Consider the following 21,725-nt stretch of genomic DNA (forward strand, 5'->3'; position numbering starts at 1 on the left):
GGCTTCCGGGGGCCGGCGTGCCTCACTCGTGTGGGTGACGGAGTTTTCCACAACCAGCCGGTAATCCACCGGAATTGACCAAGATCATCGCGATGCACGGGAATGCCCCATCCTCGTCGCATGGCACTTCGATCTCGCTCGCGCACAGCAACTCCGACCAGCGGCCCAGGCCGTGGCCCCGCCTCCGACGGTCGCATCCGCCACCGCCGCACAACTGACCACACCCGCGCCGCCGAACGCCGGCGCGCCCGCCACCGCCCACCCCAGCCCGCGCCCGCGGAGGAACTGCGCCGCCGAGCGGAAGTCCTCTTCGGCGAACGGGCCGTGCAGTGGCGCGAATCGGGGAACGCCCCGCCGGGCCTGGACGGGGCGGCGAACACGGCGACGCCGACGGCAGCGGGCACGGGCTCGGCGCCTGGCCTGAGTGCTGCGAGGGCGGTGACCACGGAGCTGTCGGAACCGCAGGAACCGCAGGAACCGCAGGAATCGCAGGAATCGCAGGAACCGCAGGAACCGGCAGCCCCGGACTGGCGGGAGCGGGCCGGGCTGGCGCTGCGGGAGCGGATGCCGGTGTGGCTGCAGGTGCGGTACGGAGTGGAGCGGCGGGGTGTCGTGGCGCTCGCCGTGGTGCTCGTGGCCGCCGCCGTGTTCGCCGTACAGCACTTCTGGGCGGGTCGGCCCCAGTCCGTGAGCGCTCCTCAGGTGGTGCGTGCGCAGGGGCCCTTCACCAAGAAGAGTGAGGGAGCCACGGCCGCGGCGGCCGTGAGTCCATCGGCGACACCCGGCGCGGAGATCGTCGTGGACGTCAGCGGCAAGGTCCGCAAGCCGGGGATCCGGCGGCTGCCGGCCGGTGCCCGGGTGGCCGACGCGCTGCGAGCGGCGGGCGGGGTCCGGCCGGGCGTGAGCACGGAAGGACTCAACCGCGCCCGCTTCCTGGTCGACGGCGAACAGGTCGTCGTCGGCACCCCCGCCGGCGCCGCCGCTCCGCCCGGCCCGGCAGCCGGCCCGCTCTCCGGTCCCGCCGGCCCGGGCCCGGCGGCGCCGGTCTCCCTCAACACCGCCACCGCGGACCAGCTCGACACCCTGCCCGGCGTCGGTCCGGTGCTGGCCCAGCACATCATCGACTACCGCACCCAGCACGGCGGTTTCCGCTCGGTGGACGAACTGCGCGAGGTCAATGGCATCGGTGATCGCCGGTTCACCGATCTGCGCGAGCTGGTACGGCCATGAGCCGCGCCCTCGACGAGGTCTCCTCGCGCTCCGAGCCCGAGCAGGACGGGACCGCGCAGGACGGCACCGCGCAGGACGGCACCGCGCAGGCCGAGCGGAGCGGCCCCATGGACCTGCGCCTGGTGCCGCCCGCGCTCGCGGCCTGGGCCACGGCGGCTCTGACCCTGGACGCACCGCCGGCGTGGACCGCCTGGACGGCCGTCGTCTGCCTGGTCGGCGGGGTTCTCCTGCTGTCGGTGCGGCGACCGGGGCGGGCCGGGCGAGAGGGACAGGTGCCGACGGCCAGGAGAGCGGCAACAGCCGGACGTGCGGAGCGAGCCGGGTGGGTGGGCGGTCGATTCGGCTGGGCGCGTTCCGCCGTCGCCGCGGTGCTGCTCTGTGTCGCCGCCGGGGCCGTCTCCGCCGGGCTGCACGGGGCCGACGTGCGGCGCGGGCCGGTGCCCGACCTGGCCCGGCGGTTCGCGACCGTGACCGCCGAGGTCGAGCTGAGCGGCGATCCCTGGCTGAGCAGGCCACGGGTGCGCGGTGACCACGCGGCGCCCGTGGCGGTGCTGGCGCGGGCCGAGCTGCGGAACGTCGAGGAGCCCGACGGAAGGCGTGTGCGGACCCGGACGCCCGTGCTGATGATCGTCGACATGGAGGTCCCGGCACCGGAGGGGAGCGCACCGGGGAACCGGAGTCCGGAGCCGCTGACCGCGGGCGCCGAAAGGCGGAGACAGGATGGGCGAGCCGGCTGGCTCGGGCTGCTGCCGTCCACTCGGCTACGGGTGGCCGGACGGCTGGCGCCCGCCATGGCGGGTGGCGACCGGACCGCGGCCGTGCTGCGCGTGCGCGACTGGCCGCAGCCACGGATCGCGGCGAGGCCGAACGGGCCGCAACGGCTGGCGGGGCGGCTCAGAGCCGGGCTGCGGGAAGCGACCGAAGACCTGTCGGGAGACGCGCGGGCGCTGCTTCCCGGGCTGGTCGTCGGAGACACCTCACGGATCACACCCGAGCTGGACCACGCCTTCGAGGAGACGGACCTGGCGCACACGCTCGCCGTCTCCGGCAGCAATCTCACCGTCCTGCTCGCGTTGCTCATCGGGCCGCCCGGCCTGGCCCAACGGGCCGAGCGCCGTGGCCTGGCCCCACGCCTGGGGCTCTCGCTGCGGGCGACGGCCCTGCTCGCGGGAGCGCTGACGCTGGGCTTCGTGGTCGTCTGCCGTCCCGACCCCAGCGTTCTGCGGGCCGCCGCCTGCGGCGCGGTCGCGCTGCTCGCCCTGGCCACCGGACGCCGCAGATCCCTGGTCCCGGCGCTGGCCACGGCCGTGCTGCTGCTCGTGCTGTACGACCCGTGGCTGGCCCGCAGTTTCGGCTTCCTGCTGTCCGTGCTGGCCACCGGCGCCCTGCTGGTGCTGGCGCCGGGCTGGAGCGAGGCGCTGCGGCGCCGCCGGGTTCCCCCACGGCTCGCCGAGGCGCTGGCGGCGGCAGCCGCCGCGCAGGTGGTGTGCGCGCCGGTCGTGGCGGTGCTGTCGGCCCGGGTGAGCCTGGTGGCGGTGCCGTGCAACCTGCTGGCCGAGATGGCGGTGGCACCGGCCACGGTGCTGGGGTTCGCGGCGCTCGCGACTGCGCCGGTTGCGATGCCGTTGGCCAAAGGGCTGGCCTGGTGCGCGAGTTGGCCGTCCGGGTGGATCGCCGGGGTCGCCCGGGCCGGTGCGGCGCTGCCCGGTGCGGGAGTCGACTGGCCGGGGAGCTGGCCGGGGGCGCTGGCGCTCGCGGCAGTCACCGTGGCCGTGGTCCTGGCCGGCCGGAGGCTGCTGCGGCACCCGGGATGGTGCGGGCTGCTCGGGGTGTTGATCGTGCTGCTGGTGATGCGGCCGGCCCCGCTGACCCGGGTGATCACGGGCTGGCCGCCGCCGGGCTGGCGGTTCGCGATGTGCGATGTCGGGCAGGGCGACGCGACCGTGCTGGCGGCGGGCGAGGGGGCCGGGGTGGTCGTGGACGCCGGACCTGATCCGGCGTTGGTCGACCAGTGCCTGCGGAGGCTGGGCATCACCCGCATCCCCCTCCTGGTCCTCACCCACTTCCACGCCGACCATGTCGCGGGCCTCCCCGGCGTCCTGCGGGGCCGCTCGGTGGCCGCCATCGAGACCACGGGGTTCGCGGAACCGGCGGACCAGGCGGAGTTCGTCCGAAGAGCGGCGGCCGAACGGCACATCCCGGTCACGACGGCCGTCGCGGGAGAGGAACGGCGCACCGGACCACTCAGCTGGCGAGTCCTGTGGCCCCCGCCACAGAGCACACAGCCGCCCAACGGCTCCGGCACGCTGCCATCCGCCGGCACGCTGCCGTCCACCAGCACGCTGCCGTCCTCCGGCACAGCGCCGCCCTCCGGCACGCGGATGCTCCCGGTCCGGCCTGGCGGCCCCTTCGAGCCGGAGGGGCCGAACGATGCCAGTGTCGCGCTGCTCGTGCGCACGGGCGGGCTGCGGCTGCTGTTGCTCGGAGATCTTGAACCGCCGGCCCAGCAGGCGTTGTTGCGGTCTCCAGCGGTGGCCGAGCTGGCCGGAGTGGACGTACTGAAGGTGGCCCATCACGGCTCGGCCTATCAGGATCCGGAGCTGATACGCCTCGCGGCACCCCGGGTGGCGCTTGTCTCCGCCGGTGCCGGCAACCCCTATGGCCACCCGGCGCCGGCGACGGTGGCCGCGCTGCGGACCGGAGGCGCGGTGGTCCTGCGCACCGACCGGGACGGGTCGCTCGCGGTCAGCGGGACAGGAGAGAAGAACGCGGAACTGCGGGTGACGAGAGAGGACTAGCCACGTGCACCGGGAGCCCAGGTGTCGACGCGACGCCTGACCGCGTATACCGAGAGCGTGAATCCCGGCGGACGCCCAGACTGGGCCCATGACATCAGCACAGGTCGACGCCTATCTCCGCCGACTCGGGATCACACGCCCCCAGAAGCCCACCAGCGAGGCGCTGCGCGAGCTGCACCTGCGCCATCTGCGGACCGTCCCCTTCGAGAACCTGTCGGTCCATCTCGGAGAGGAGATCGTGCTGGACGAGACGCGGTTGCTGGACAAGGTGACCGAGGCGCGGAGGGGCGGATTCTGTTACGAACTGAACGGCGCGTTCGGCACGTTGCTCGCCGCCCTCGGCTACGAGGTGGAGCTGCTCGCGGGGCGCGTGTACAACGAGGAAGGGCGGCTCGGGATCCCTTACGACCATCTCGCGCTGCGGGTGCGGACGGCGGACGGGGACACCTGGCTCGCCGACGTCGGGTTCGGGGCGCACAGCCACTGTCCGTTGGCCTATGCGGAACGCGGGGAGCAGGACGATCCCGCCGGCAGGTTCCAGGTGGTGGAGGCCGGACCGGATCCGGCCGGGCAGGGCGCCGGGGACCTGGACGTCCTGCAGGGCGGCAAGCCGCAGTACCGGCTGGAGACCCGCGCCAGGGCGCTCGGGGACTTCGCGGCCGGCGCCTGGTGGCACAGCACGTCGCCGCTGTCGCACTTCACCCAGTCGCTGGTCTGCTCCCGGGTCACCGAGGACGGAGGACGGATCACGCTCAGCGGCCGGAAGCTGAAGACGACCACCGGGGACGGCGCGAAGGAGACGCGGGAGCTGGAGACGGACGAGGAGGTGCTGAAGGTCTACCGGGAGTGTTTCGGGATCGAGTTGAGCAGTGTGCCGACTGTGCGAAACCCTGACAGGAAGGGCTGATGAGGGTCGGTCCCGGCATGACCGAATAGATCTGCGCCCGCCGTCTCACGCCCGCCCCGACCTGGCCCTTCGCCCGGTCCCCGGTGCCGGAGAATGGACCCGTGAGCGATGTGAGACACGTGCTGGTGCTGCCCGACCGCGACGCCGCCGAGGAGGCGGCCGAGGCGCTCGGGGAGCGGTTCGGGATCGACGAGGAGCCCCGGCTCGTCCGGGACGCGCTGGCCGGCGAGGACGATGCCGAGGACGCCCAGTGGCTGGTGGTCCTGCGGGACGAGCACGAGCGGCTCGACCCCGCCGACCTGGACGCGTTCGCGGGGGAGTGGGACGGCTGGCGCGAGGAGCCGTGACCCCGAGGCGGACTCGGGGTTGGCTCCGGGACCGGTCAGGGTGCCGGGGCCGCTTGGTTGTCAGTGCCGCGTGGGATGCTTTGAGTGATGGCCAGGAAGACTGCGAATGACGACCCTCTCGCCCCGGTGACCCTTGCCGTGGGCCAGGAGGACCTCCTGCTCGACCGTGCCGTGCAGGAGGTGGTGGCCGCCGCCAAGGCCGCCGACGCCGACACGGACGTACGTGACCTGACCCCGGACCAGCTGCAGCCCGGCACCCTCGCCGAGCTGACCAGCCCGTCGCTCTTCGCCGAGCGCAAGGTCGTGGTCGTACGCAACGCGCAGGACCTGTCCGCCGACACGATCAAGGACGTGAAGGCGTACCTCGGCTCGCCCGCCGAGGAGATCACGCTCGTGCTGCTGCATGCCGGCGGCGCCAAGGGCAAGGGGCTGCTGGACGCCGCGCGCAAGGCGGGGGCGCGGGAGGTGGCCTGCCCGAAGATGACCAAGCCGGCGGACCGGCTGGCCTTCGTGCGGGGCGAGTTCCGCTCGTTCGGGCGGTCGGCCACCCCCGAGGCCTGCCAGGCGCTCTGCGACGCCATCGGGAGCGATCTGCGGGAGCTGGCCTCGGCGGTCTCGCAGTTGGTCGCCGACGTGGAAGGGACGATCGACGAGGCGGTCGTCGGGCGGTACTACACCGGGCGCGCCGAGGCGTCGAGCTTCACGGTCGCCGACCGGGCCGTGGAGGGGCGTACGGCGGAGGCGCTGGAGGCGCTCAGATGGTCGCTGGCGACGGGCGTGGCGCCGGTGATGATCACCAGTGCGCTGGCGCAGGGCGTGCGGGCGATCGGGAAGCTGTCCTCGGCCCGGGGCGGCCGGCCCGCCGATCTGGCGCGTGAGCTGGGCATGCCGCCGTGGAAGATCGACCGGGTGCGGCAGCAGATGCGGGGCTGGACGCCGGACGGGGTCGCGGTGGCGCTCAGAGCGGTCGCCGAGGCGGACGCGGGAGTGAAGGGCGGCGGTGACGATCCCGAGTACGCGCTGGAGAAGGCGGTCGTGACGATCGCCCGGGCCGCGCGGTCCAGAGGCCGCGGCTGATCCGGTCGACCGGCGGTCGCCGGCGAGGAGAATCGTACGTGTCAGCCGTACATCGCCGACGCACCGGGAAGGTGGCGATCATCATGGCTGAGCACCCGCACGCGACCCTCGTCCGCAGGGGCTACGAGGCCTTCCTCCGCTCCGACATGGACGCCCTGCGGGCACTGATGACGGCGGACGTCACCCACCACGTGCCCGGCAGCCACTCGCTGGCCGGCGACTTCAAGGGCCAGCACGCGGTCATCGGCATGTACCACCGGATCTTCCAGGAGACCGGCGGCAGCTTCCGTGTCGATCTGCGCAGCGTGTATGTCGACGGCCGGGGGCACGCCGTGGCCCTGCACCGCGTCACCGCGGAGCGCGAGGGCAGGCGGTTCCACGGGGACGGCTGCCTGGTCTTCCGGATCGTGGGAGACAAGATCACGGACCTCGACGAGTGCGTCGAGGACATCGACGAGCGGGACAGGTTCTGGGGCTGAGCCGGGCGCATGCCGAAGGCCCCGGTACCTGCCTTGGGGAAGGAGAGGTACCGAGGCCTTCGGATCAAGCTGGTGAGCCCGTTCCCGCGTGGCGAACGCAGGCCGCGAACAGGCTCGTGGGTGCCGGACGGGAACGGATGAGAGAGGGCCCGCTCTGGGTCCTTCCGGCGGTCAGATCAGAAAGGAGTTCAGCCCTTGAGGGACGTGACCTTGGAAGCAAGCGCCGACTTCTTGTTGGCGGCCTGGTTCTTGTGGATGACGCCCTTCGAGACGGCCTTGTCGAGCGCACGCGCGGCAGCGCGCTGCAGCTCGGTGGCCTTCTCGACGTCACCCGCGGCAGCGGCCTCACGGGCCTTGCGGATCGCGGTCTTCAGGGAGGACTTGACGGCCTTGTTGCGCAGCCGAGCCTTCTCGTTGGTCTTGATCCGCTTGATCTGGGACTTGATGTTCGCCACGAAGGAGCCTTTTCAGGTTCTGGTGCGGGGCCGCTCGGGTCCCGTACCGGTGATCCAAAATTTCCTGTCGTGCCTCGCGCTGAGAGGGCATGAGGCACAGCCATCTACAGTACCAGTGGCCCTCCGGACGGCCCAAAACGGCCCCCGGTCCCTGCCCGTGGGACCATGGAGACTACGTAACGATCCGACCCGAGGCATAAGGCGCCTCAAGAGACAGGACCCTGCGTGCCCGCGACCCCTAACCATGTGCCCGAGCCGAGCCGTACCGCCCCGGCTCTGATCCGCAATTTCTGCATCATCGCGCACATCGACCACGGCAAGTCCACGCTCGCCGACCGGATGCTCCAGCTGACCGGTGTGGTCGAGCAGCGGCAGATGCGTGCTCAGTACCTCGACCGGATGGACATCGAGCGCGAGCGCGGCATCACGATCAAGTCCCAGGCGGTGCGTCTGCCCTGGGCCCCGACCGAGGGCCCCGACCAGGGCACGACCCACATCCTCAACATGATCGACACCCCGGGGCACGTCGACTTCACGTATGAGGTCTCGCGGTCGCTGGCCGCCTGCGAGGGGACCATCCTCCTGGTCGACGCCGCCCAGGGCATCGAGGCGCAGACCCTCGCCAACCTGTACCTGGCGATGGAGAACGACCTCACGATCATCCCGGTGCTGAACAAGATCGACCTGCCGGCCGCGCAGCCGGAGAAGTTCGCCGAGGAGCTGGCGAACCTGGTCGGCTGTGACCCGGAGGACGTGCTCAAGGTCTCCGCGAAGACCGGTCTCGGCGTGGACGCGCTGCTGAACAAGGTCGTCAAGGAGATCCCGGCGCCGGTCGGGGTCGCCGACGCACCCGCCCGCGCGATGATCTTCGACTCGGTCTACGACTCCTACCGCGGTGTCGTGACGTACGTCCGTGTCATCGACGGCCAGCTCAACAAGCGCGAGCGCATCAGGATGATGTCGACGGGCGCCACGCACGAGCTGCTGGAGATCGGCGTCAACTCGCCGGAGATGCTGCCGGCGGACGGCCTCGGCGTCGGTGAGGTGGGGTACCTCATCACCGGTGTGAAGGACGTCCGGCAGTCCAAGGTGGGTGACACGGTCACCAGCCAGGCCAAGGGCGCCACGGAGGCGCTCGGCGGCTACAAGGACCCGAAGCCGATGGTCTTCTCCGGTCTGTATCCGTTGGACGGCTCCGACTACCCGGAGCTGCGCGAGGCCCTGGACAAGCTGCAGCTCAACGACGCCGCGCTGGTCTACGAGCCGGAGACCTCCGCGGCCCTCGGCTTCGGCTTCCGCGTCGGCTTCCTCGGCCTGCTCCACCTAGACGTGATCCGGGAGCGACTGGAGCGCGAGTTCGGCCTCGACCTGATCGCCACCGCGCCCAACGTGGTCTACCGCGTGGTCATGGAGGACGGCAGCGAGCACACCGTCACCAACCCGAGTGAGTTCCCCGAGGGCAAGATCAACGAGGTGTACGAGCCGGTCGTGCGCGCCACGATCCTGGCGCCGACCGAGTTCATCGGCTCGATCATGGAGCTGTGCCAGACCCGGCGCGGCACCCTGCTCGGCATGGACTACCTCTCCGAGGACCGGGTCGAGATCCGCTACACCCTGCCGCTCGCGGAGATCGTCTTCGACTTCTTCGACCAGCTGAAGTCCAAGACCCGCGGCTACGCGTCCCTGGACTACGAGCCCACGGGCGAGCAGACCAGCTCCCTGGTCAAGGTCGACATCCTGCTGCACGGCGACAAGGTGGACGCCTTCTCGGCGATCACCCACAAGGACCAGGCGTACGCGTACGGCGTACGGCTCGTCGCCAAGCTCAAGGAGCTGATCCCGCGCCAGGCCTTCGAGGTGCCGGTCCAGGCCGCCATCGGCTCCCGGGTGATCGCCCGCGAGACCATCCGCGCCATCCGCAAGGACGTCCTCGCCAAGTGCTACGGCGGTGACATCTCCCGTAAGCGCAAGCTGCTGGAGAAGCAGAAGGAAGGCAAGAAGCGGATGAAGATGGTGGGTTCCGTGGAGGTTCCGCAGGAAGCCTTCATCGCCGTCCTCTCCAGCGATGACAGCGCGGGGTCGGGCAAGGGCAAGAAGTAACCGGGGGTAACAACCGGCGACGTCCGCAAACCGGGCATGCGGGGGCCCGTCGTGCGAAAGCGTGGCGGGCCCTACGCGTGCGTAGTGTCGCTCTGCGTGGAAAGTGACAGGCCGAAGCCCCTTACGCAGCGGGCGGTCGCCCCTTACCCTGATCCCTGCTCGATAGTTACTCGCGAGTTAAACAACAGCCTGAATCCCCACCGTGAGTTAACCCAGCCGCACCGAGTCAGCCGCACTGTCGCGGGCCCCGGAGGATGTCGTGAGCGACACACAGACCCTGATCGAGAACCGTCCGCCGTCCGTGGCGGCCCTCTTCCTGGAGCGCGTGGCGGCCACACCGGAGGGCGAGGCCTACCGCTACCCGGTTCCACCAGCAGCGGGCCAGGGCCCCGACGACTGGAAGTCGCTCAGCTGGGCCCAGGCGGCCGAGCGGGTGTACGCGATCGCGGCCGGGCTCATCGAGCTGGGCATCCAGCCCGAGCAGCGGGTGGCGCTCGCCTCCTCCACCCGCGTGGAGTGGATCCTCGCCGACCTCGGCATCATGTGCGCCGGCGGTGCCACCACCACCGTCTATCCGCAGACCAATGCCGACGAGTCCGCGTTCATCCTCTCCGACTCCGAGAGCCGGGTGCTGATCGCCGAGGACGCGGCCCAGCTCGCCAAGGCCGTGGAGAAGCGCGACGAACTGCCCGAACTGACCAAGGTCGTGGTGATCGACCCGGCCGGTGTCGAGTCCGGCGACTGGGTGATCACCCTCGCCGAGCTGGAGCGGCGTGGTGCGGCCTATCTGGAGCAGCACCCGCAGCTGATCAAGGAGCGGGTCGGCGCGATCACCAAGGGCCAGCTCGCCACCCTCATCTACACCTCCGGCACCACCGGCCGCCCCAAGGGGGTCAGGCTCCCGCACGACAACTGGTCGTACATGGCGAAGGCGATCGCCGCGACCGGGCTGATCAGCGGCGAGGACGTGCAGTACCTGTGGCTGCCGCTGGCGCACGTCTTCGGCAAGGTGCTCACCTCGGGGCAGATCGAGGTCGGGCACGTCACCGCCGTGGACGGCCGGGTCGACAAGATCATCGAGAATCTGCCGGTGGTGCAGCCGACGTACATGGCGGCCGTGCCCCGCATCTTCGAGAAGGTCTACAACGGCGTCGCGGCCAAGGCCCGCGAGGGCGGCGGGGCGAAGTACAAGATCTTCCAGTGGGCCTCCGAGGTCGCCCGCGAGTACGCCAAGGCGAGCCAGGACAACTTCCGGCGCACCGGCACCGCCTCGGTGCCGTTCGGGCTCGCCGCCAAGCACAAGGTCGCCGACACCCTCGTCTACGGCAAGCTCCGCGAGGCCTTCGGCGGCCGGCTGCGCGCCTGCGTCTCCGGCGCCTCCGCGCTCGCCCCGGAGATCGGCTACTTCTTCTCCGGCGCCGGCATCCACATCCTGGAGGGCTACGGCCTCACCGAGACCTCCGCGGCCTCCTTCGTCAACCCCGGCGAGGCCTACCGCACCGGCACCGTCGGCAAGCCGCTGCCCGGCACCGAGGTGCGCATCGCCGACGACGGCGAGATCCTGCTGCGCGGCCCCGGCGTCATGGAGGGCTACCACCAGCAGCCCGAGAAGACCGCCGAGGTGCTGGAGAGCGACGGCTGGTTCCACACCGGGGACATCGGCGAGCTGTCCCCCGACGGCTATCTGCGCATCACCGACCGCAAGAAGGACCTCATCAAGACCTCCGGCGGCAAGTACGTCGCGCCGGCCGAGGTCGAGGGCCAGTTCAAGGCGGTGTGCCCGTACGTGTCCAACATCCTCGTGCACGGCGCCGACCGGAACTACTGCACCGCCCTCATCGCCCTGGACGAACTCGCGATCCAGGAGTGGGCCAAGGAGAACGGCCTGGAGGGCAGGCCGTACGCCGAGATCGTCGCCGCCCCGCAGACGGTCGAGATGGTCGACGGGTACGTGCGGCAGCTCAACGCCGGGCTCCAGCGCTGGCAGACCATCAAGAAGTTCCGGCTGCTGCCGCGGGACCTCGATGTGGAGCACGGCGAGATCACCCCGAGCCTGAAGCTGAAGCGGCCCGTGGTGGAGCGTGAGTACAAGCACCTCATCGAGGAGATGTACGCCGGGACACGGGAGGGCTAGCGCGGTTTCGGAGGGGCGGCTGGGGGAGTGCCGGCGGCCGCGGGTTGCCTGTGGCTTGTCGCGCAGTTCCCCGCGCCCCTTTTCCTGCTCGCCGGTGCTCGAAAGGTTCTCTCTTCTGCCCACTTCCGTGACTCACCGCTTATAAGTGCCCTCGGTCTGTCACTCTGGCGCCATGGCGGCCATACCGACGCAGCGGGAGAGCGCGACCCAGCCCGGCGAGACCCAGGGCCAGGCCATGCTGCCCGGGAGTCCCCTCGCCCCGGGCTCGGCCCGCGCGCTGCTGCGGGCCGCGCTGGACAAGGTGCCCGGGGTCTCGGCCCGGCTGGCCGACGACGCCATGGCCGTGGTGAGCGAGCTGGTCACCAACGCCGTCGTGCACGCCGGCACCGATGTGCAGGTCGACTGGCGGCTGGAGGAGACCGGCGCGCTCGTGGTCGAGGTGCGCGACCAGCACCCCTCCCGCGCCCCGCGGGACGCCCTGAACGGCGAGGGGCCGTACGAGACCCCCGAGTACGGGCGCGGCCTGCGCCTCGTCGCCACGCTCGCCGAGTCCTGGGGGGTCACCTACCGCCCCGGCGCCAAGACCGTGTGGGCGCGGCTGCCCCCGGGCGGCAGCGAGGCCCTCGACGGCCCCGCCGCGGACCCCGCCCTGGAGGTCGCCGAGGACCTCGCCCCGCAGCCGCACCGCGCCGCGGGCGACCGGGACTGGCTCGGCCGGGGCGCCCTGTCCTTCCTCGCCGAGGCATCCGACCTGCTCGCCGGACAGCTGGACGAGAACCTGGTCGCCGCGCTCACCGGCCAGCTGATCGTGCCCCGGCTCGCCGACTGGTGCGCGATCTGGCTGGAGGACGAGGCGTCCGTGCGGGGTGGCGACGGCGGCGGCCCCGCCCGGGTCTGGCACGCCAGCGAGACCCGCATCGAGGAGCTGCGGTGCGCCCTGGAGAAGGAGCCGCCCTGCCCGCCGGACGGACTGCGCTCCGGGCCCGAGCCCTACCCCTGGCCCGGCCACGCGCTCGGCCCGCAGGGCGCCGACGGGACGGCGCTGTCGTACCGGCTGATCGCGGGCGGCCGGCCGCTCGGCACGCTGGTCATCGGCCGGTGCGCCCCCGGGGGCTTTCCGGACGAGGTCACCGGCCTGGTGGAGGACCTCAGCAGACGGGTCGCCCTGGCCATCGGCGCGGCCCGCCAGTACGCCCGTCAGGCCACCATCAGCGCCGTCCTGCAGCGCGGCCTGCTGCCCGGCGCGGTCGCCGAGATCCCCGGCATGCGCAGCGCGCTCGTCTACGAGCCCTGCGACAAGGGCGGCCCCAGCGGTGACTTCTACGACCTGTTCCCGGCGGGCGACGGCCGCTGGTGCTTCGCCGTCGGCGACGTCCAGGGCAAGGGCCCGGAGGCGGCCGTGGTCATCGGCCTCGCCCGCCCCTGGCTGCGCCTGCTCGCCCGTGAGGGCTACCGGGTCGCCGACGTCCTGGACCGCCTCAACCAGCTCCTCCTGGACGACGCCACCGAGGCCGCCGACGCCGCCGCCCGCGCCCTGGTCGCGGCCGGCGGCCGCCCCCTGGCCTCCGCGGACCCGCAGACCCGCTTCCTCTCCCTCCTCTACGGCGAGCTGACCCCCCACGAGGGCGGCGTCCGCTGCACCCTCGCCTCCGCCGGCCACCCGCTGCCGCTGGTCCTCGCCCCCGACGGCACCGTGCGCACCGCGGCCCGCCCGCAGACCCTCCTCGGCGTCGTGGAGGACGAGACGTACACCAGCGAGACGCTGGAGCTGCGGCCCGGCGACAGCCTGCTGTGCGTCACCGACGGGGTGACCGAGCGGCGCTCCGGCTCCCGCCAGTTCGACGACGGCGACGGGCTCGCCCACGCCCTGTCCGGCTGCGCCGGGCTCAGCGCCGAGCTGATCGCGGAAAGGATCCGCCGCCTGGTCCACGACTTCGGCGGCGGCCTGCCCGAGGACGATCTGGCCCTGCTGGTGCTCCAGGCGGAGTAACGCCCCCGGTGCTGGACAATGGAAGGCATGCCTTCCGCACTCCCCGACGGCGAGCCCGTCCCCGCCGACGGCGCGCTGCCCGCGTCCGCGCTCGCCGGGGCCACCGCCCGCCCGCTCGGCTTCTACCTGCACGTCCCGTACTGCGCCACCCGCTGCGGCTACTGCGACTTCAACACCTACACCGCGACCGAGCTGCGCGGCACCGGCGGAGTGCTCGCCTCCAGGGACAACTACGCGGACACGCTGGCCGACGAGATCCGGCTGGCGCGGAAGGTGCTGGGCGACGACCCGCGCGAGGTCCGTACGGTCTTCGTCGGGGGCGGTACGCCGACGCTGCTGGCCGCGGACGATCTCGTACGGATGCTGGGGGCGATCCGCGACGAGTTCGGGCTCGCCCCGGACGCGGAGATCACCACGGAGGCGAACCCGGAGTCCGTCGACCCCGCGTACCTCGCCACGCTCCGCGAGGGCGGCTTCAACCGGATCTCCTTCGGCATGCAGAGCGCCAGGCAGCATGTGCTGAGGATCCTGGACCGCACCCACACTCCCGGCCGCCCCGAGCGTTGCGTCGCGGAGGCGCGGGCGGCGGGCTTCGAGCACGTCAACCTGGACCTGATCTACGGCACGCCGGGGGAGAGCGACGACGACTGGCGGGCGTCCCTGGAGGCGGCCCTCGGCGCCGGCCCCGACCACGTCAGCGCCTACGCGCTCATAGTGGAGGAGGGCACCCAGCTCGCCCGCCGCATCCGCCGGGGCGAGATCCCGATGACCGACGACGACGTCCACGCCGACCGGTACCTGATCGCCGAGGAGATGCTGGGCGCGGCGGGCTTCGACTGGTACGAGGTCTCCAACTGGGCCACCTCCGAGGCGGGCCGCTGCCTGCACAACGAGCTGTACTGGCGCGGCGCCGACTGGTGGGGCGCGGGTCCCGGGGCGCACTCGCACGTGGGCGGGGTGCGCTGGTGGAACGTGAAGCACCCGGGCGCGTACGCGGCGGCGCTGGCGTCGGGGAAGTCCCCGGGCGCGGGCCGCGAGCTGCTGTCCGACGAGGACCGGCGGGTGGAGCGGATCCTGCTGGAACTGCGGCTGCGGGAGGGGGTGCCGCTGTCCCTGCTGAAGGAGGAGGGGCTGGCGGCGTCGCGCCGGGCGCTGACGGACGGGCTGCTCCAGGAAGGGCCGTACGAGGAGGGGCGGGCCGTGCTGACGCTGCGGGGACGGCTGCTGGCGGACGCGGTGGTGCGGGACCTGGTGGACTGATCACTCCGGCGAGTGAATCGGTGCGGAACGTCGGTTCGGTACCTAACCTGATTCGTAGGCTGCCGCCGTAAGCGCACGGTGGCGGAAACCGGAGGGCTGCGGAGATGACCGCTGTGGACGACCGACCGATGACCACCGGCATCGTGAAGGTCTTCGAGAACCTTGAGGTTCCCGACGGCTTCAAAGTCGAGCTCCTCCGGGGGGTAATTGTGATGATGGCGGGGCCAGACGTGGCCCACAACGACATCGTCGAGGCGGTTCAGGACCAGATCCCCCGGCGGCACTGGCGGCGGCTTCAGACCCAGGACATCGCCATCCTTGAAGAGACCAGCGAGCCGCAGCCCGATCTTGTGGTGATCGAGCGAGGTGCCGGACCCGGTCACGGAAGGCTGATGCCGCCCCAGGTCATCACCTTGCTTGTGGAGGTCGTCTCCAAGACGAGCGTGGACCGGGACTACCAAGTCAAACGTTCGATCTACGCAGCGGCAAAAATCCCCGCCTACTTCATCATCGACCCGATCATGGGCCAGTGCGTTCTGCTCACCGAGCCGACGGGCGATGGAGAGTACGCGGACTATCGGTGCCAGCGGATCACCAAATTCGGCGACCTCACGCCACTGGAGCCCCTTGGCGTCGAACTGGACACCAGCGAATTCGCCACGTACGAGAAGGTCAGGCCCCACCGCTACCCGTGACGAAGTCGATCAGCTCCTCCACCCTCCCCAGCAACTCCGGCTCCAGGTCCCTGTAGGACCCCACCCGCTTCAGGATCGCCTGCCACACCGCCCCGGTGTTCTCCGACGGCCAGCCCAGCGCCCGGCACACGCCCGTCTTCCAGTCCTGCCCCCTCGGCACCACCGGCCACGCCTCGATGCCCAGCGACGCAGGCTTCACCGCCTGCCAGATGTCGATGAACGGGTGGCCCACCACCAGCGCGTGCTCGCTCGTCACCGACTCCGCGATCCGCCACTCCTTCGAACCCGGCACCAGATGGTCCACCAGCACCCCCAGGCGGGCGTCCGGACCGGGAGAGAAGTCGGAAACGACCGACGGCAGGTCGTCCACGCCCTCCAGGTACTCCACGACCACGCCCTCGATGCGCAGGTCGTCGCCCCAGACCTTCTCGACCAGCTCGGCGTCGTGCCGGCCCTCCACGTAGATGCGCCCGGCCCGGGCCACCCGCGCGCGTGCCTGCGGGACGGCGATCGAACCGGAGGCCGTACGGGCGGGACGTAACGGAGCCGACGAGGACGGCCGGACGAGGGTCACCACCCTCCCCTCCAGCAGGAAGCCGCCCGGCTCCAGCGGGAACACCCGGTGCTTGCCGAAGCGGTCCTCCAGCGTCACCGTGCCCGCCTCGCAGCGGATCACCGCGCCGCAGAACCCGGTGCCGGGCTCCTCCACCACCAGGCCCGGCTCGGCCGGTACCTCCGGCACGGGCTTCGGCTTCTTCCACGGCGGGGTCAGGTCGGCGGAGTACTGGCGCATTCGGATGACGATAGGAGAACCGGGGAAGTCGTGCTCACGACACGCCGAACCGCGCCGCCAGCTGCTCGCGTTGGCGGCGCACGAACCCCGCGTCCACCACCGCGCCGTGACCGGGTACGTACAGCGCGTCCTCGCCGCCGAGCGCCAGCAGCCGGTCGAGCGCGTCCGGCCAGCGGGAGGGGATCGCGTCCGGGCCCGCCTGGGGCTCGCCGGACTCCTCGACGAGGTCGCCGCAGAAGACCACCTCCGGATCCCCCGGCACCAGGACCGCCAGGTCGTGCGCGGTGTGGCCGGGGCCCACGTTGGCCAGCAGCGCCTGCCGGCCGTCGCCCAGGTCGAGGGTCCACTCGCCGGAGACCAGATGGCCGGGCGGGACCAGCGCCGCCACCGACTCGTCCGCGTCCGCCACCGCCAGCCCGTTCCTGATCGCGTCCAGGCGCAGCTCCTCGCGCTCGTACGCCAGCACCGCGTCCAGGCCCACCGCCGCGTACACCTGCGTTCCGGCGAACGCGGGCGTCCCGAGGACATGGTCGAAGTGGGGGTGGGTCAGAGCGAGATGGGTCACACGGCCGCCGGCCAGTTCCTCCGCCCGCGCCCGTAGCCGGGCCCCCTCGGCCAGGCTCGATCCGGCGTCCACCGCCAGCGCCGTACCCGCGCCCAGCACCAGGCCCGCGGTGCAGTCCCAGCCGGGCAGCCGGCACCGTCCCACCCCGGTCGCCAGCCGTTCCCACCCCAGCTCTTCCCAAGTCACGGTCATACCCGCGACGCTAGCGGTACGACCCGGTACGGCGGCCCGACCTTGCCCAGTGTGTACCCGACAGCCGTACACTGGGCCGGGGAAGGCTGGCACTCGCATGGGAGGAGTGCCAGGCGGACGACCTGAGGCCCGAGGGGAACACATGCTGGAGGTGCGCGCGAATGCTGAGTGAACGCAGGCTTCAGGTACTGCGCGCCATCGTCCAGGACTACGTGGGCACCGAGGAGCCGGTCGGGTCGAAGGCCCTGACCGAGCGGCACAGCCTCGGCGTCTCCCCGGCGACCGTCCGCAACGACATGGCGGCCCTGGAGGACGAGGGGTACATCGCGCAGCCGCACACCAGCGCCGGGCGCATCCCCACCGACAAGGGCTACCGGCTGTTCGTGGACAAGCTCGCGGGCGTGAAGCCGATGACCGCGCCCGAGCGCCGCGCGATCCAGAACTTCCTGGAGGGCGCCGTCGACCTCGACGACGTCGTGGCCCGTACGGTACGGCTGCTCGCGCAGCTGACCCGGCAGGTCGCCGTCGTGCAGTACCCGTCCCTGACCCGGTCCACCGTGCGGCACGTGGAGCTGCTCTCGCTCGCCCCGGCGCGCGTGATGCTCGTGCTGATCACGGACACCGGCCGGGTCGAGCAGCGGATGGTCGACTGCCCGGCGCCGTTCGGCGAGTCCTCGCTGGCGGATCTGCGGGCGCGGCTGAACAGCCGGGTCGCGGGCCGCCGGTTCACGGATGTGCCGAAGCTGGTCGAGGACCTGCCGGAGGCCTTCGAGCCCGAGGACCGCGGTACGGTCTCCTCGGTGCTCTCCACTCTCCTGGAGACACTCGTCGAGGAGAACGAGGAGCGGCTGATGATCGGCGGTACCGCCAATCTCACCCGCTTCGGACATGACTTCCCCCTCACGATCCGCCCCGTCCTGGAGGCCCTGGAGGAGCACGTGGTGCTCCTCAAGCTCCTCGGCGAGGCGAAGGATCCGGGCGTGATGGTGCGCATCGGCCACGAGAACGCCCACGAGGGACTCAACTCCACCTCCGTCGTGTCGGTCGGCTACGGTTCGGGCGGCGAGGCGGTTGCCAAGCTCGGCGTGGTCGGACCGACCCGCATGGACTACCCGGGAACGATGGGAGCGGTACGCGCAGTGGCACGGTACGTCGGACAGATCCTGGCGGAGTCGTAGGTGGCCACGGACTACTACGCCGTTCTCGGCGTGCGCCGCGACGCGTCGCAGGATGAGATCAAGAAGGCGTTCCGCCGGCTCGCGCGCGAGCTGCACCCGGACGTCAACCCGGATCCGAAGACCCAGGAGCGGTTCAAGGAGATCAACGCCGCTTACGAGGTGCTGTCGGACCCGCAGAAGAAGCAGGTCTACGACCTCGGCGGCGACCCGCTCTCCCAGTCGGGCGGGGCCGGCGCGGGCGGCTTCGGGGCCGGCGGCTTCGGCAACTTCTCCGACATCATGGACGCGTTCTTCGGTACGGCGTCGCAGCGCGGCCCGCGCTCGCGCACCCGGCGCGGCCAGGACGCGATGATCCGCATCGACGTCGAGCTGGACGAGGCGGCCTTCGGGACGACCAAGGACATCCAGGTCGACACCGCGATCGTCTGCAACACCTGCAACGGCGAGGGCGCGGCCCCGGGCACCTCCGCCCAGACGTGTGACATGTGCCGCGGCCGGGGTGAGGTCTCCCAGGTCACCCGGTCCTTCCTGGGCCAGGTCATGACCTCCCGCCCCTGCCCCCAGTGCCAGGGCTTCGGCACGGTCGTGCCGACCCCGTGCCCGGAGTGCGCCGGCGACGGCCGCGTCCGCTCCCGTCGCACCCTGACGGTGAAGATCCCGGCCGGTGTCGACAACGGCACCCGGATCCAGCTCGCGGGCGAGGGCGAGGTCGGCCCCGGCGGCGGTCCCGCCGGCGACCTGTACGTCGAGATCCACGAGCTGCCGCACTCGGTCTTCCAGCGGCGCGGCGACGACCTGCACTGCACGGTCACCATCCCGATGACGGCGGCGGCCCTCGGCACCAAGGTGCCGCTGGAGACGCTGGACGGCATGGAGGAGGTCGACATCCGGCCCGGCACCCAGTCCGGCCAGTCGATCCCGCTGCACGGCCGGGGCGTCACGCATCTGCGCGGCGGTGGCCGGGGCGACCTGATCGTGCACGTCGAGGTCACCACCCCGACCAAGCTCGACCCCGAGCAGGAGCGACTGCTGCGCGAGCTGTCCAAGCTGAGGGGCGAGGAACGCCCGCAGGGCCAGTTCCAGCCAGGTCAGCAGGGGCTGTTCTCGCGGCTGAAGGACGCGTTCAACGGCCGCTGAGCCGTGGCATACGGGGTGTTCCCGCACCCCGTATGCCCCTGTCCTATGCCGGGGGAAGCCCGGATTCGGACTTGTTCGGAGGACGTGACAACATGCGGTCATGTCCTCCGCGCTGACCGATCTCTTCCCCCACCCGATCGTGCAGGCCCCCATGGCGGGCGGTGTCTCCGTCCCGCAGCTCGCCGCCGCCGTCTCCGAGGCCGGCGGCCTCGGGTTCCTCGCCGCCGGATACAAGACCGCCGACGGCATGTACCAGGAGATCAAGCAGCTCAGGGGGCTCACGGGCCGCCCCTTCGGCGTGAACGTGTTCATGCCGCAGCCCGAGCACGCCGAGTCCGGTGCCGTCGACGTCTACGCGCACCAACTGGCCGGCGAGGCCGCCTGGTACGAGACCGAGCTGGGCGACCCGGACAGCGGACGGGACGACGGCTACGACGCCAAGCTCGCCGTGCTGCTCGACAACCCGGTGCCGGTGGTCTCCTTCCACTTCGGCGTGCCCCGCCGGGAGGTGCTCGACAAGCTGCGCCGGGCCGGCACCTTCACCCTGGTCACCGCCACCACGGCCGAGGAGGCCCGCGCGGTCGAGCGGGCCGGGGCGGACGCGGTGATCGCGCAGGGCGTGGAGGCCGGCGGCCACCAGGGCACCCACCGGGACCTGCCGGAGAACGACGGCTCCGGCATCGGGCTGCTGTCGCTGATCGCGCAGATCCGGGAGGCCGTGCGCATCCCGGTCGTCGCCGCGGGCGGCATCATGCGCGGCGGCCAGATCGCCGCCGTCCTCGCGGCGGGCGCGAGCGCGGCCCAGCTGGGCACCGCGTTCCTCGCCACCCCCGAGTCCGGCGCGCACGCCCTGCACAAGCAGGCGCTGACCAACCCCCTGTTCGCGCGCACCGAGCTGACCCGCGCCTTCTCCGGCCGGCCGGCCCGCGGGCTGGTCAACCGCTTCCTGCGCGAGCACGGCCCGTACGCCCCCGCCGCCTACCCGGAGGTCCACCACCTCACCTCGCCGCTGCGCAAGGCCGCCGCCAAGGCCGGGGACGCCCAGGGCATGGCGCTGTGGGCGGGACAGGGCCACCGGATGGCCCGGGAGCTGCCGGCCGGGCGGCTGGTGGAGGTGCTGGCGGCCGAACTCGCCGAGGCCCGGACAGCGTTGTCGGACCTGCCGCGGCCCGGAGGTGACCCGCGATGACCGCTCCCGTCTTCGTCGTCGACCAACTCGACCGGATCGGCCCGGAGTTCGTGCTCGACGGGCCCGAGGGACGGCACGCCGTGTCCGTGAAGCGGCTGCGGCCCGGCGAGGACGTGGTCCTCACCGACGGGCGCGGACGCTGGGCGGAGGGGGTCGTCAAGGCCGCCGAGGGCAAGGACCGGCTGGTCGTCACGGACCTGAACGTGCACGAGGAACCGCCGGCCGGCCCGCGGATCACCGTCGTGCAGGCCCTGCCCAAGGGCGACCGGGGGGAAGTCGCCGTCGAGACCATGACCGAGGTCGGCGTCGACGCGATCGTGCCCTGGCAGGCGTCCCGCTGCATCACGCAGTGGAAGGGCGACCGCGGGCTGAAGTCCCTCGGCAAGTGGCGGGCCACCGCCCGTGAGGCCGGCAAGCAGTCCCGCCGGGTCCGCTTCCCCGAGGTCGCGGACGCGGCGACGACCAAGCAGGTGACCGCGCTGCTCGCCCGGGCGGACTTCGCCGCCGTGCTCCACGAGAGCGGCGAGGCGCGTCTCGCCACCGCCGAACTCCCCGCCGAGGGCGACATCGTGCTGGTCGTCGGCCCCGAAGGCGGCGTCTCCCCCGAGGAGTTGGCGCTCTTCGCGCAGGCGGGCGCGGAAGCCTACGTCCTCGGGCCCACCGTCCTGCGCACCTCCACCGCCGGCACCGCCGCCGCGGCCCTGCTGCTGGGCCGTACCGGCCGCTGGTCCTGACCCGTCCGGGAGACATCGTGGAACTCGCCCAAGTCCGGCTCCTCGTCACCGACTTCCCGGCCTGCTACCGCTTCTACGCCGATGTCCTCGGCCTCAAGCCGCAGTCCGGGACGACCGAGGGCCCGTACGAGAAGTTCAGCCCGCACGCCGGCTCCGCCGGGATCGCGCTGCAGGACCGGGCGATGATGGCCGAGGTCCTGAACGAGCTGGGCGAGGCCGCCACCGGCCACCGCTCCCTGGTCGTCCTGCGCGTCGACGACCTCGACGCCTACTGCGCGGAGATCGTCTCCCGGGGCGCCACCCTGCTGCACGGCCCGGCCCCCATGACCGACCGCATGCGGGTGGCCCACCTCAAGGACCCGGAGGGCAATCTGGTCGAACTCCAGGAGTGGCTGCTGCTGCGCGGCTGACGGCGGGCAGCAGCGCCCACCCGTCCACGTCACCGGTCACCACCGGCCCGCGAGA

Annotated in this window: 19 protein-coding genes; 16 read left to right on the forward strand and 3 right to left on the reverse strand. The window is 72.0% G+C overall.

Features of this window, described 5'->3' with window-relative positions; translation table 11 throughout:
- The first annotated feature begins 120 nt into the window (after positions 1 to 120).
- The 6 genes from ABZ937_RS32965 (at position 121) to ABZ937_RS32990 (ending at position 6,838) form a co-directional block, all read left to right on the forward strand.
- Positions 121 to 1,230: a ComEA family DNA-binding protein gene (locus tag ABZ937_RS32965; protein WP_361697175.1), complete on the forward strand. Its 1,110-nt coding sequence runs from the start codon at positions 121 to 123 to the stop codon at positions 1,228 to 1,230.
- Positions 1,231 to 1,337: 107 nt separating this feature from the next.
- The gene (locus tag ABZ937_RS32970; RefSeq protein WP_361697283.1) at positions 1,338 to 4,028 is read left to right on the forward strand and encodes a ComEC/Rec2 family competence protein; all 2,691 of its coding nucleotides are present in this window, start codon (positions 1,338 to 1,340) and stop codon (positions 4,026 to 4,028) included.
- An 88-nt stretch (positions 4,029 to 4,116) separates the two neighbouring features.
- Complete coding sequence (locus tag ABZ937_RS32975) at positions 4,117 to 4,935, forward strand: arylamine N-acetyltransferase (RefSeq protein ID WP_361697177.1); 819 nt, start codon at positions 4,117 to 4,119, stop codon at positions 4,933 to 4,935.
- 101 nt (positions 4,936 to 5,036) lie between these two features.
- Positions 5,037 to 5,282 (forward strand): hypothetical protein, encoded by a 246-nt coding sequence (locus ABZ937_RS32980; RefSeq protein ID WP_361697179.1) that lies wholly within the window; start codon positions 5,037 to 5,039, stop codon positions 5,280 to 5,282.
- Between the two features lie 87 nt (positions 5,283 to 5,369).
- Positions 5,370 to 6,359, forward strand: coding sequence for a DNA polymerase III subunit delta (holA, locus tag ABZ937_RS32985; protein ID WP_361697181.1), 990 nt, complete (start codon positions 5,370 to 5,372; stop codon positions 6,357 to 6,359).
- A gap of 83 nt (positions 6,360 to 6,442) precedes the next feature.
- Positions 6,443 to 6,838, forward strand: a complete 396-nt coding sequence (locus ABZ937_RS32990; RefSeq protein ID WP_361697183.1) for a nuclear transport factor 2 family protein — start codon at positions 6,443 to 6,445, stop codon at positions 6,836 to 6,838.
- 188 nt (positions 6,839 to 7,026) lie between these two features.
- Here the strand turns inward: ABZ937_RS32990 and rpsT are convergent, their stop codons facing one another.
- Complete coding sequence (gene rpsT / locus ABZ937_RS32995) at positions 7,027 to 7,293, reverse strand: 30S ribosomal protein S20 (protein ID WP_067006864.1); 267 nt, start codon at positions 7,291 to 7,293, stop codon at positions 7,027 to 7,029.
- A gap of 225 nt (positions 7,294 to 7,518) precedes the next feature.
- Between rpsT and lepA the strand changes: the two genes are divergently transcribed.
- The 5 genes from lepA (at position 7,519) to ABZ937_RS33020 (ending at position 15,472) form a co-directional block, all read left to right on the forward strand.
- Positions 7,519 to 9,393 (forward strand): translation elongation factor 4, encoded by a 1,875-nt coding sequence (gene lepA / locus ABZ937_RS33000; protein ID WP_361697185.1) that lies wholly within the window; start codon positions 7,519 to 7,521, stop codon positions 9,391 to 9,393.
- Positions 9,394 to 9,652: 259 nt separating this feature from the next.
- Positions 9,653 to 11,527 (forward strand): AMP-dependent synthetase/ligase, encoded by a 1,875-nt coding sequence (locus ABZ937_RS33005; RefSeq protein ID WP_361697187.1) that lies wholly within the window; start codon positions 9,653 to 9,655, stop codon positions 11,525 to 11,527.
- 172 nt (positions 11,528 to 11,699) lie between these two features.
- Positions 11,700 to 13,517 carry a SpoIIE family protein phosphatase gene (locus ABZ937_RS33010; RefSeq protein WP_361697189.1) on the forward strand — a complete coding sequence of 606 codons (1,818 nt, stop codon included), beginning with the start codon at positions 11,700 to 11,702 and terminating at the stop codon, positions 13,515 to 13,517.
- Between the two features lie 27 nt (positions 13,518 to 13,544).
- The gene (gene hemW, locus ABZ937_RS33015; protein WP_361697191.1) at positions 13,545 to 14,777 is read left to right on the forward strand and encodes a radical SAM family heme chaperone HemW; all 1,233 of its coding nucleotides are present in this window, start codon (positions 13,545 to 13,547) and stop codon (positions 14,775 to 14,777) included.
- Positions 14,778 to 14,881: 104 nt separating this feature from the next.
- Positions 14,882 to 15,472, forward strand: a complete 591-nt coding sequence (locus ABZ937_RS33020) for a Uma2 family endonuclease (protein ID WP_361697193.1) — start codon at positions 14,882 to 14,884, stop codon at positions 15,470 to 15,472.
- On the opposite strand, the gene ABZ937_RS33025 is transcribed toward ABZ937_RS33020, so the two are convergent.
- Both ABZ937_RS33025 and ABZ937_RS33030 read right to left on the reverse strand, forming a co-directional pair.
- The gene (locus ABZ937_RS33025) at positions 15,450 to 16,265 is read right to left on the reverse strand and encodes a DUF3097 domain-containing protein (RefSeq protein WP_361697195.1); all 816 of its coding nucleotides are present in this window, start codon (positions 16,263 to 16,265) and stop codon (positions 15,450 to 15,452) included. The two genes, ABZ937_RS33020 and ABZ937_RS33025, sit on opposite strands and share 23 nt — an antisense overlap.
- Before the next feature lie 34 nt (positions 16,266 to 16,299).
- Positions 16,300 to 17,022, reverse strand: a complete 723-nt coding sequence (locus ABZ937_RS33030; protein ID WP_361697197.1) for an MBL fold metallo-hydrolase — start codon at positions 17,020 to 17,022, stop codon at positions 16,300 to 16,302.
- 161 nt (positions 17,023 to 17,183) lie between these two features.
- On the opposite strand from ABZ937_RS33030, the gene hrcA reads away from it, so the two are divergent.
- The 5 genes from hrcA (at position 17,184) to ABZ937_RS33055 (ending at position 21,670) form a co-directional block, all read left to right on the forward strand.
- A complete protein-coding gene (hrcA, locus tag ABZ937_RS33035; RefSeq protein WP_361697199.1) occupies positions 17,184 to 18,200 on the forward strand; it encodes a heat-inducible transcriptional repressor HrcA in 1,017 nt (338 codons plus the stop codon).
- Entirely contained in the window at positions 18,201 to 19,337 is a 1,137-nt protein-coding gene (gene dnaJ / locus ABZ937_RS33040) for a molecular chaperone DnaJ (protein ID WP_361697201.1), read from the forward strand.
- 100 nt (positions 19,338 to 19,437) lie between these two features.
- A complete protein-coding gene (locus ABZ937_RS33045) occupies positions 19,438 to 20,526 on the forward strand; it encodes a nitronate monooxygenase (RefSeq protein ID WP_361697203.1) in 1,089 nt (362 codons plus the stop codon).
- Positions 20,523 to 21,260: a 16S rRNA (uracil(1498)-N(3))-methyltransferase gene (locus ABZ937_RS33050; protein ID WP_361697205.1), complete on the forward strand. Its 738-nt coding sequence runs from the start codon at positions 20,523 to 20,525 to the stop codon at positions 21,258 to 21,260. Before ABZ937_RS33045 ends, ABZ937_RS33050 begins: the two co-directional genes overlap by 4 nt.
- Positions 21,261 to 21,277: 17 nt before the next feature.
- Complete coding sequence (locus tag ABZ937_RS33055; RefSeq protein WP_361697207.1) at positions 21,278 to 21,670, forward strand: VOC family protein; 393 nt, start codon at positions 21,278 to 21,280, stop codon at positions 21,668 to 21,670.
- Positions 21,671 to 21,725 lie beyond the last annotated feature (55 nt).

It is taken from the genome of Streptomyces sp. NPDC046727 (genome assembly GCF_040645635.1).
GTDB lineage: Bacteria > Actinomycetota > Actinomycetes > Streptomycetales > Streptomycetaceae > Streptomyces.

Excerpts from the sequence above, each read along its gene's own strand:
- ABZ937_RS32965 (WP_361697175.1), top strand. The coding sequence starts at position 121 with ATGGCACTTCGATCTCGCTCGCGCACAGCAACTCCGACCAGCGGCCCA.
- ABZ937_RS32970 (WP_361697283.1), top strand. The coding sequence starts at position 1,338 with ATGGACCTGCGCCTGGTGCCGCCCGCGCTCGCGGCCTGGGCCACGGCG.
- ABZ937_RS32975 (WP_361697177.1), top strand. The coding sequence starts at position 4,117 with ATGACATCAGCACAGGTCGACGCCTATCTCCGCCGACTCGGGATCACA.
- holA (WP_361697181.1), top strand. The coding sequence starts at position 5,370 with ATGGCCAGGAAGACTGCGAATGACGACCCTCTCGCCCCGGTGACCCTT.
- ABZ937_RS32990 (WP_361697183.1), top strand. The coding sequence starts at position 6,443 with ATGGCTGAGCACCCGCACGCGACCCTCGTCCGCAGGGGCTACGAGGCC.
- ABZ937_RS33010 (WP_361697189.1), top strand. The coding sequence starts at position 11,700 with ATGGCGGCCATACCGACGCAGCGGGAGAGCGCGACCCAGCCCGGCGAG.
- hemW (WP_361697191.1), top strand. The coding sequence starts at position 13,545 with ATGCCTTCCGCACTCCCCGACGGCGAGCCCGTCCCCGCCGACGGCGCG.
- ABZ937_RS33020 (WP_361697193.1), top strand. The coding sequence starts at position 14,882 with ATGACCGCTGTGGACGACCGACCGATGACCACCGGCATCGTGAAGGTC.
- ABZ937_RS33025 (WP_361697195.1), bottom strand. The coding sequence starts at position 16,265 with ATGCGCCAGTACTCCGCCGACCTGACCCCGCCGTGGAAGAAGCCGAAG.
- ABZ937_RS33030 (WP_361697197.1), bottom strand. The coding sequence starts at position 17,022 with ATGACCGTGACTTGGGAAGAGCTGGGGTGGGAACGGCTGGCGACCGGG.
- hrcA (WP_361697199.1), top strand. The coding sequence starts at position 17,184 with ATGCTGAGTGAACGCAGGCTTCAGGTACTGCGCGCCATCGTCCAGGAC.
- ABZ937_RS33045 (WP_361697203.1), top strand. The coding sequence starts at position 19,438 with ATGTCCTCCGCGCTGACCGATCTCTTCCCCCACCCGATCGTGCAGGCC.
- ABZ937_RS33050 (WP_361697205.1), top strand. The coding sequence starts at position 20,523 with ATGACCGCTCCCGTCTTCGTCGTCGACCAACTCGACCGGATCGGCCCG.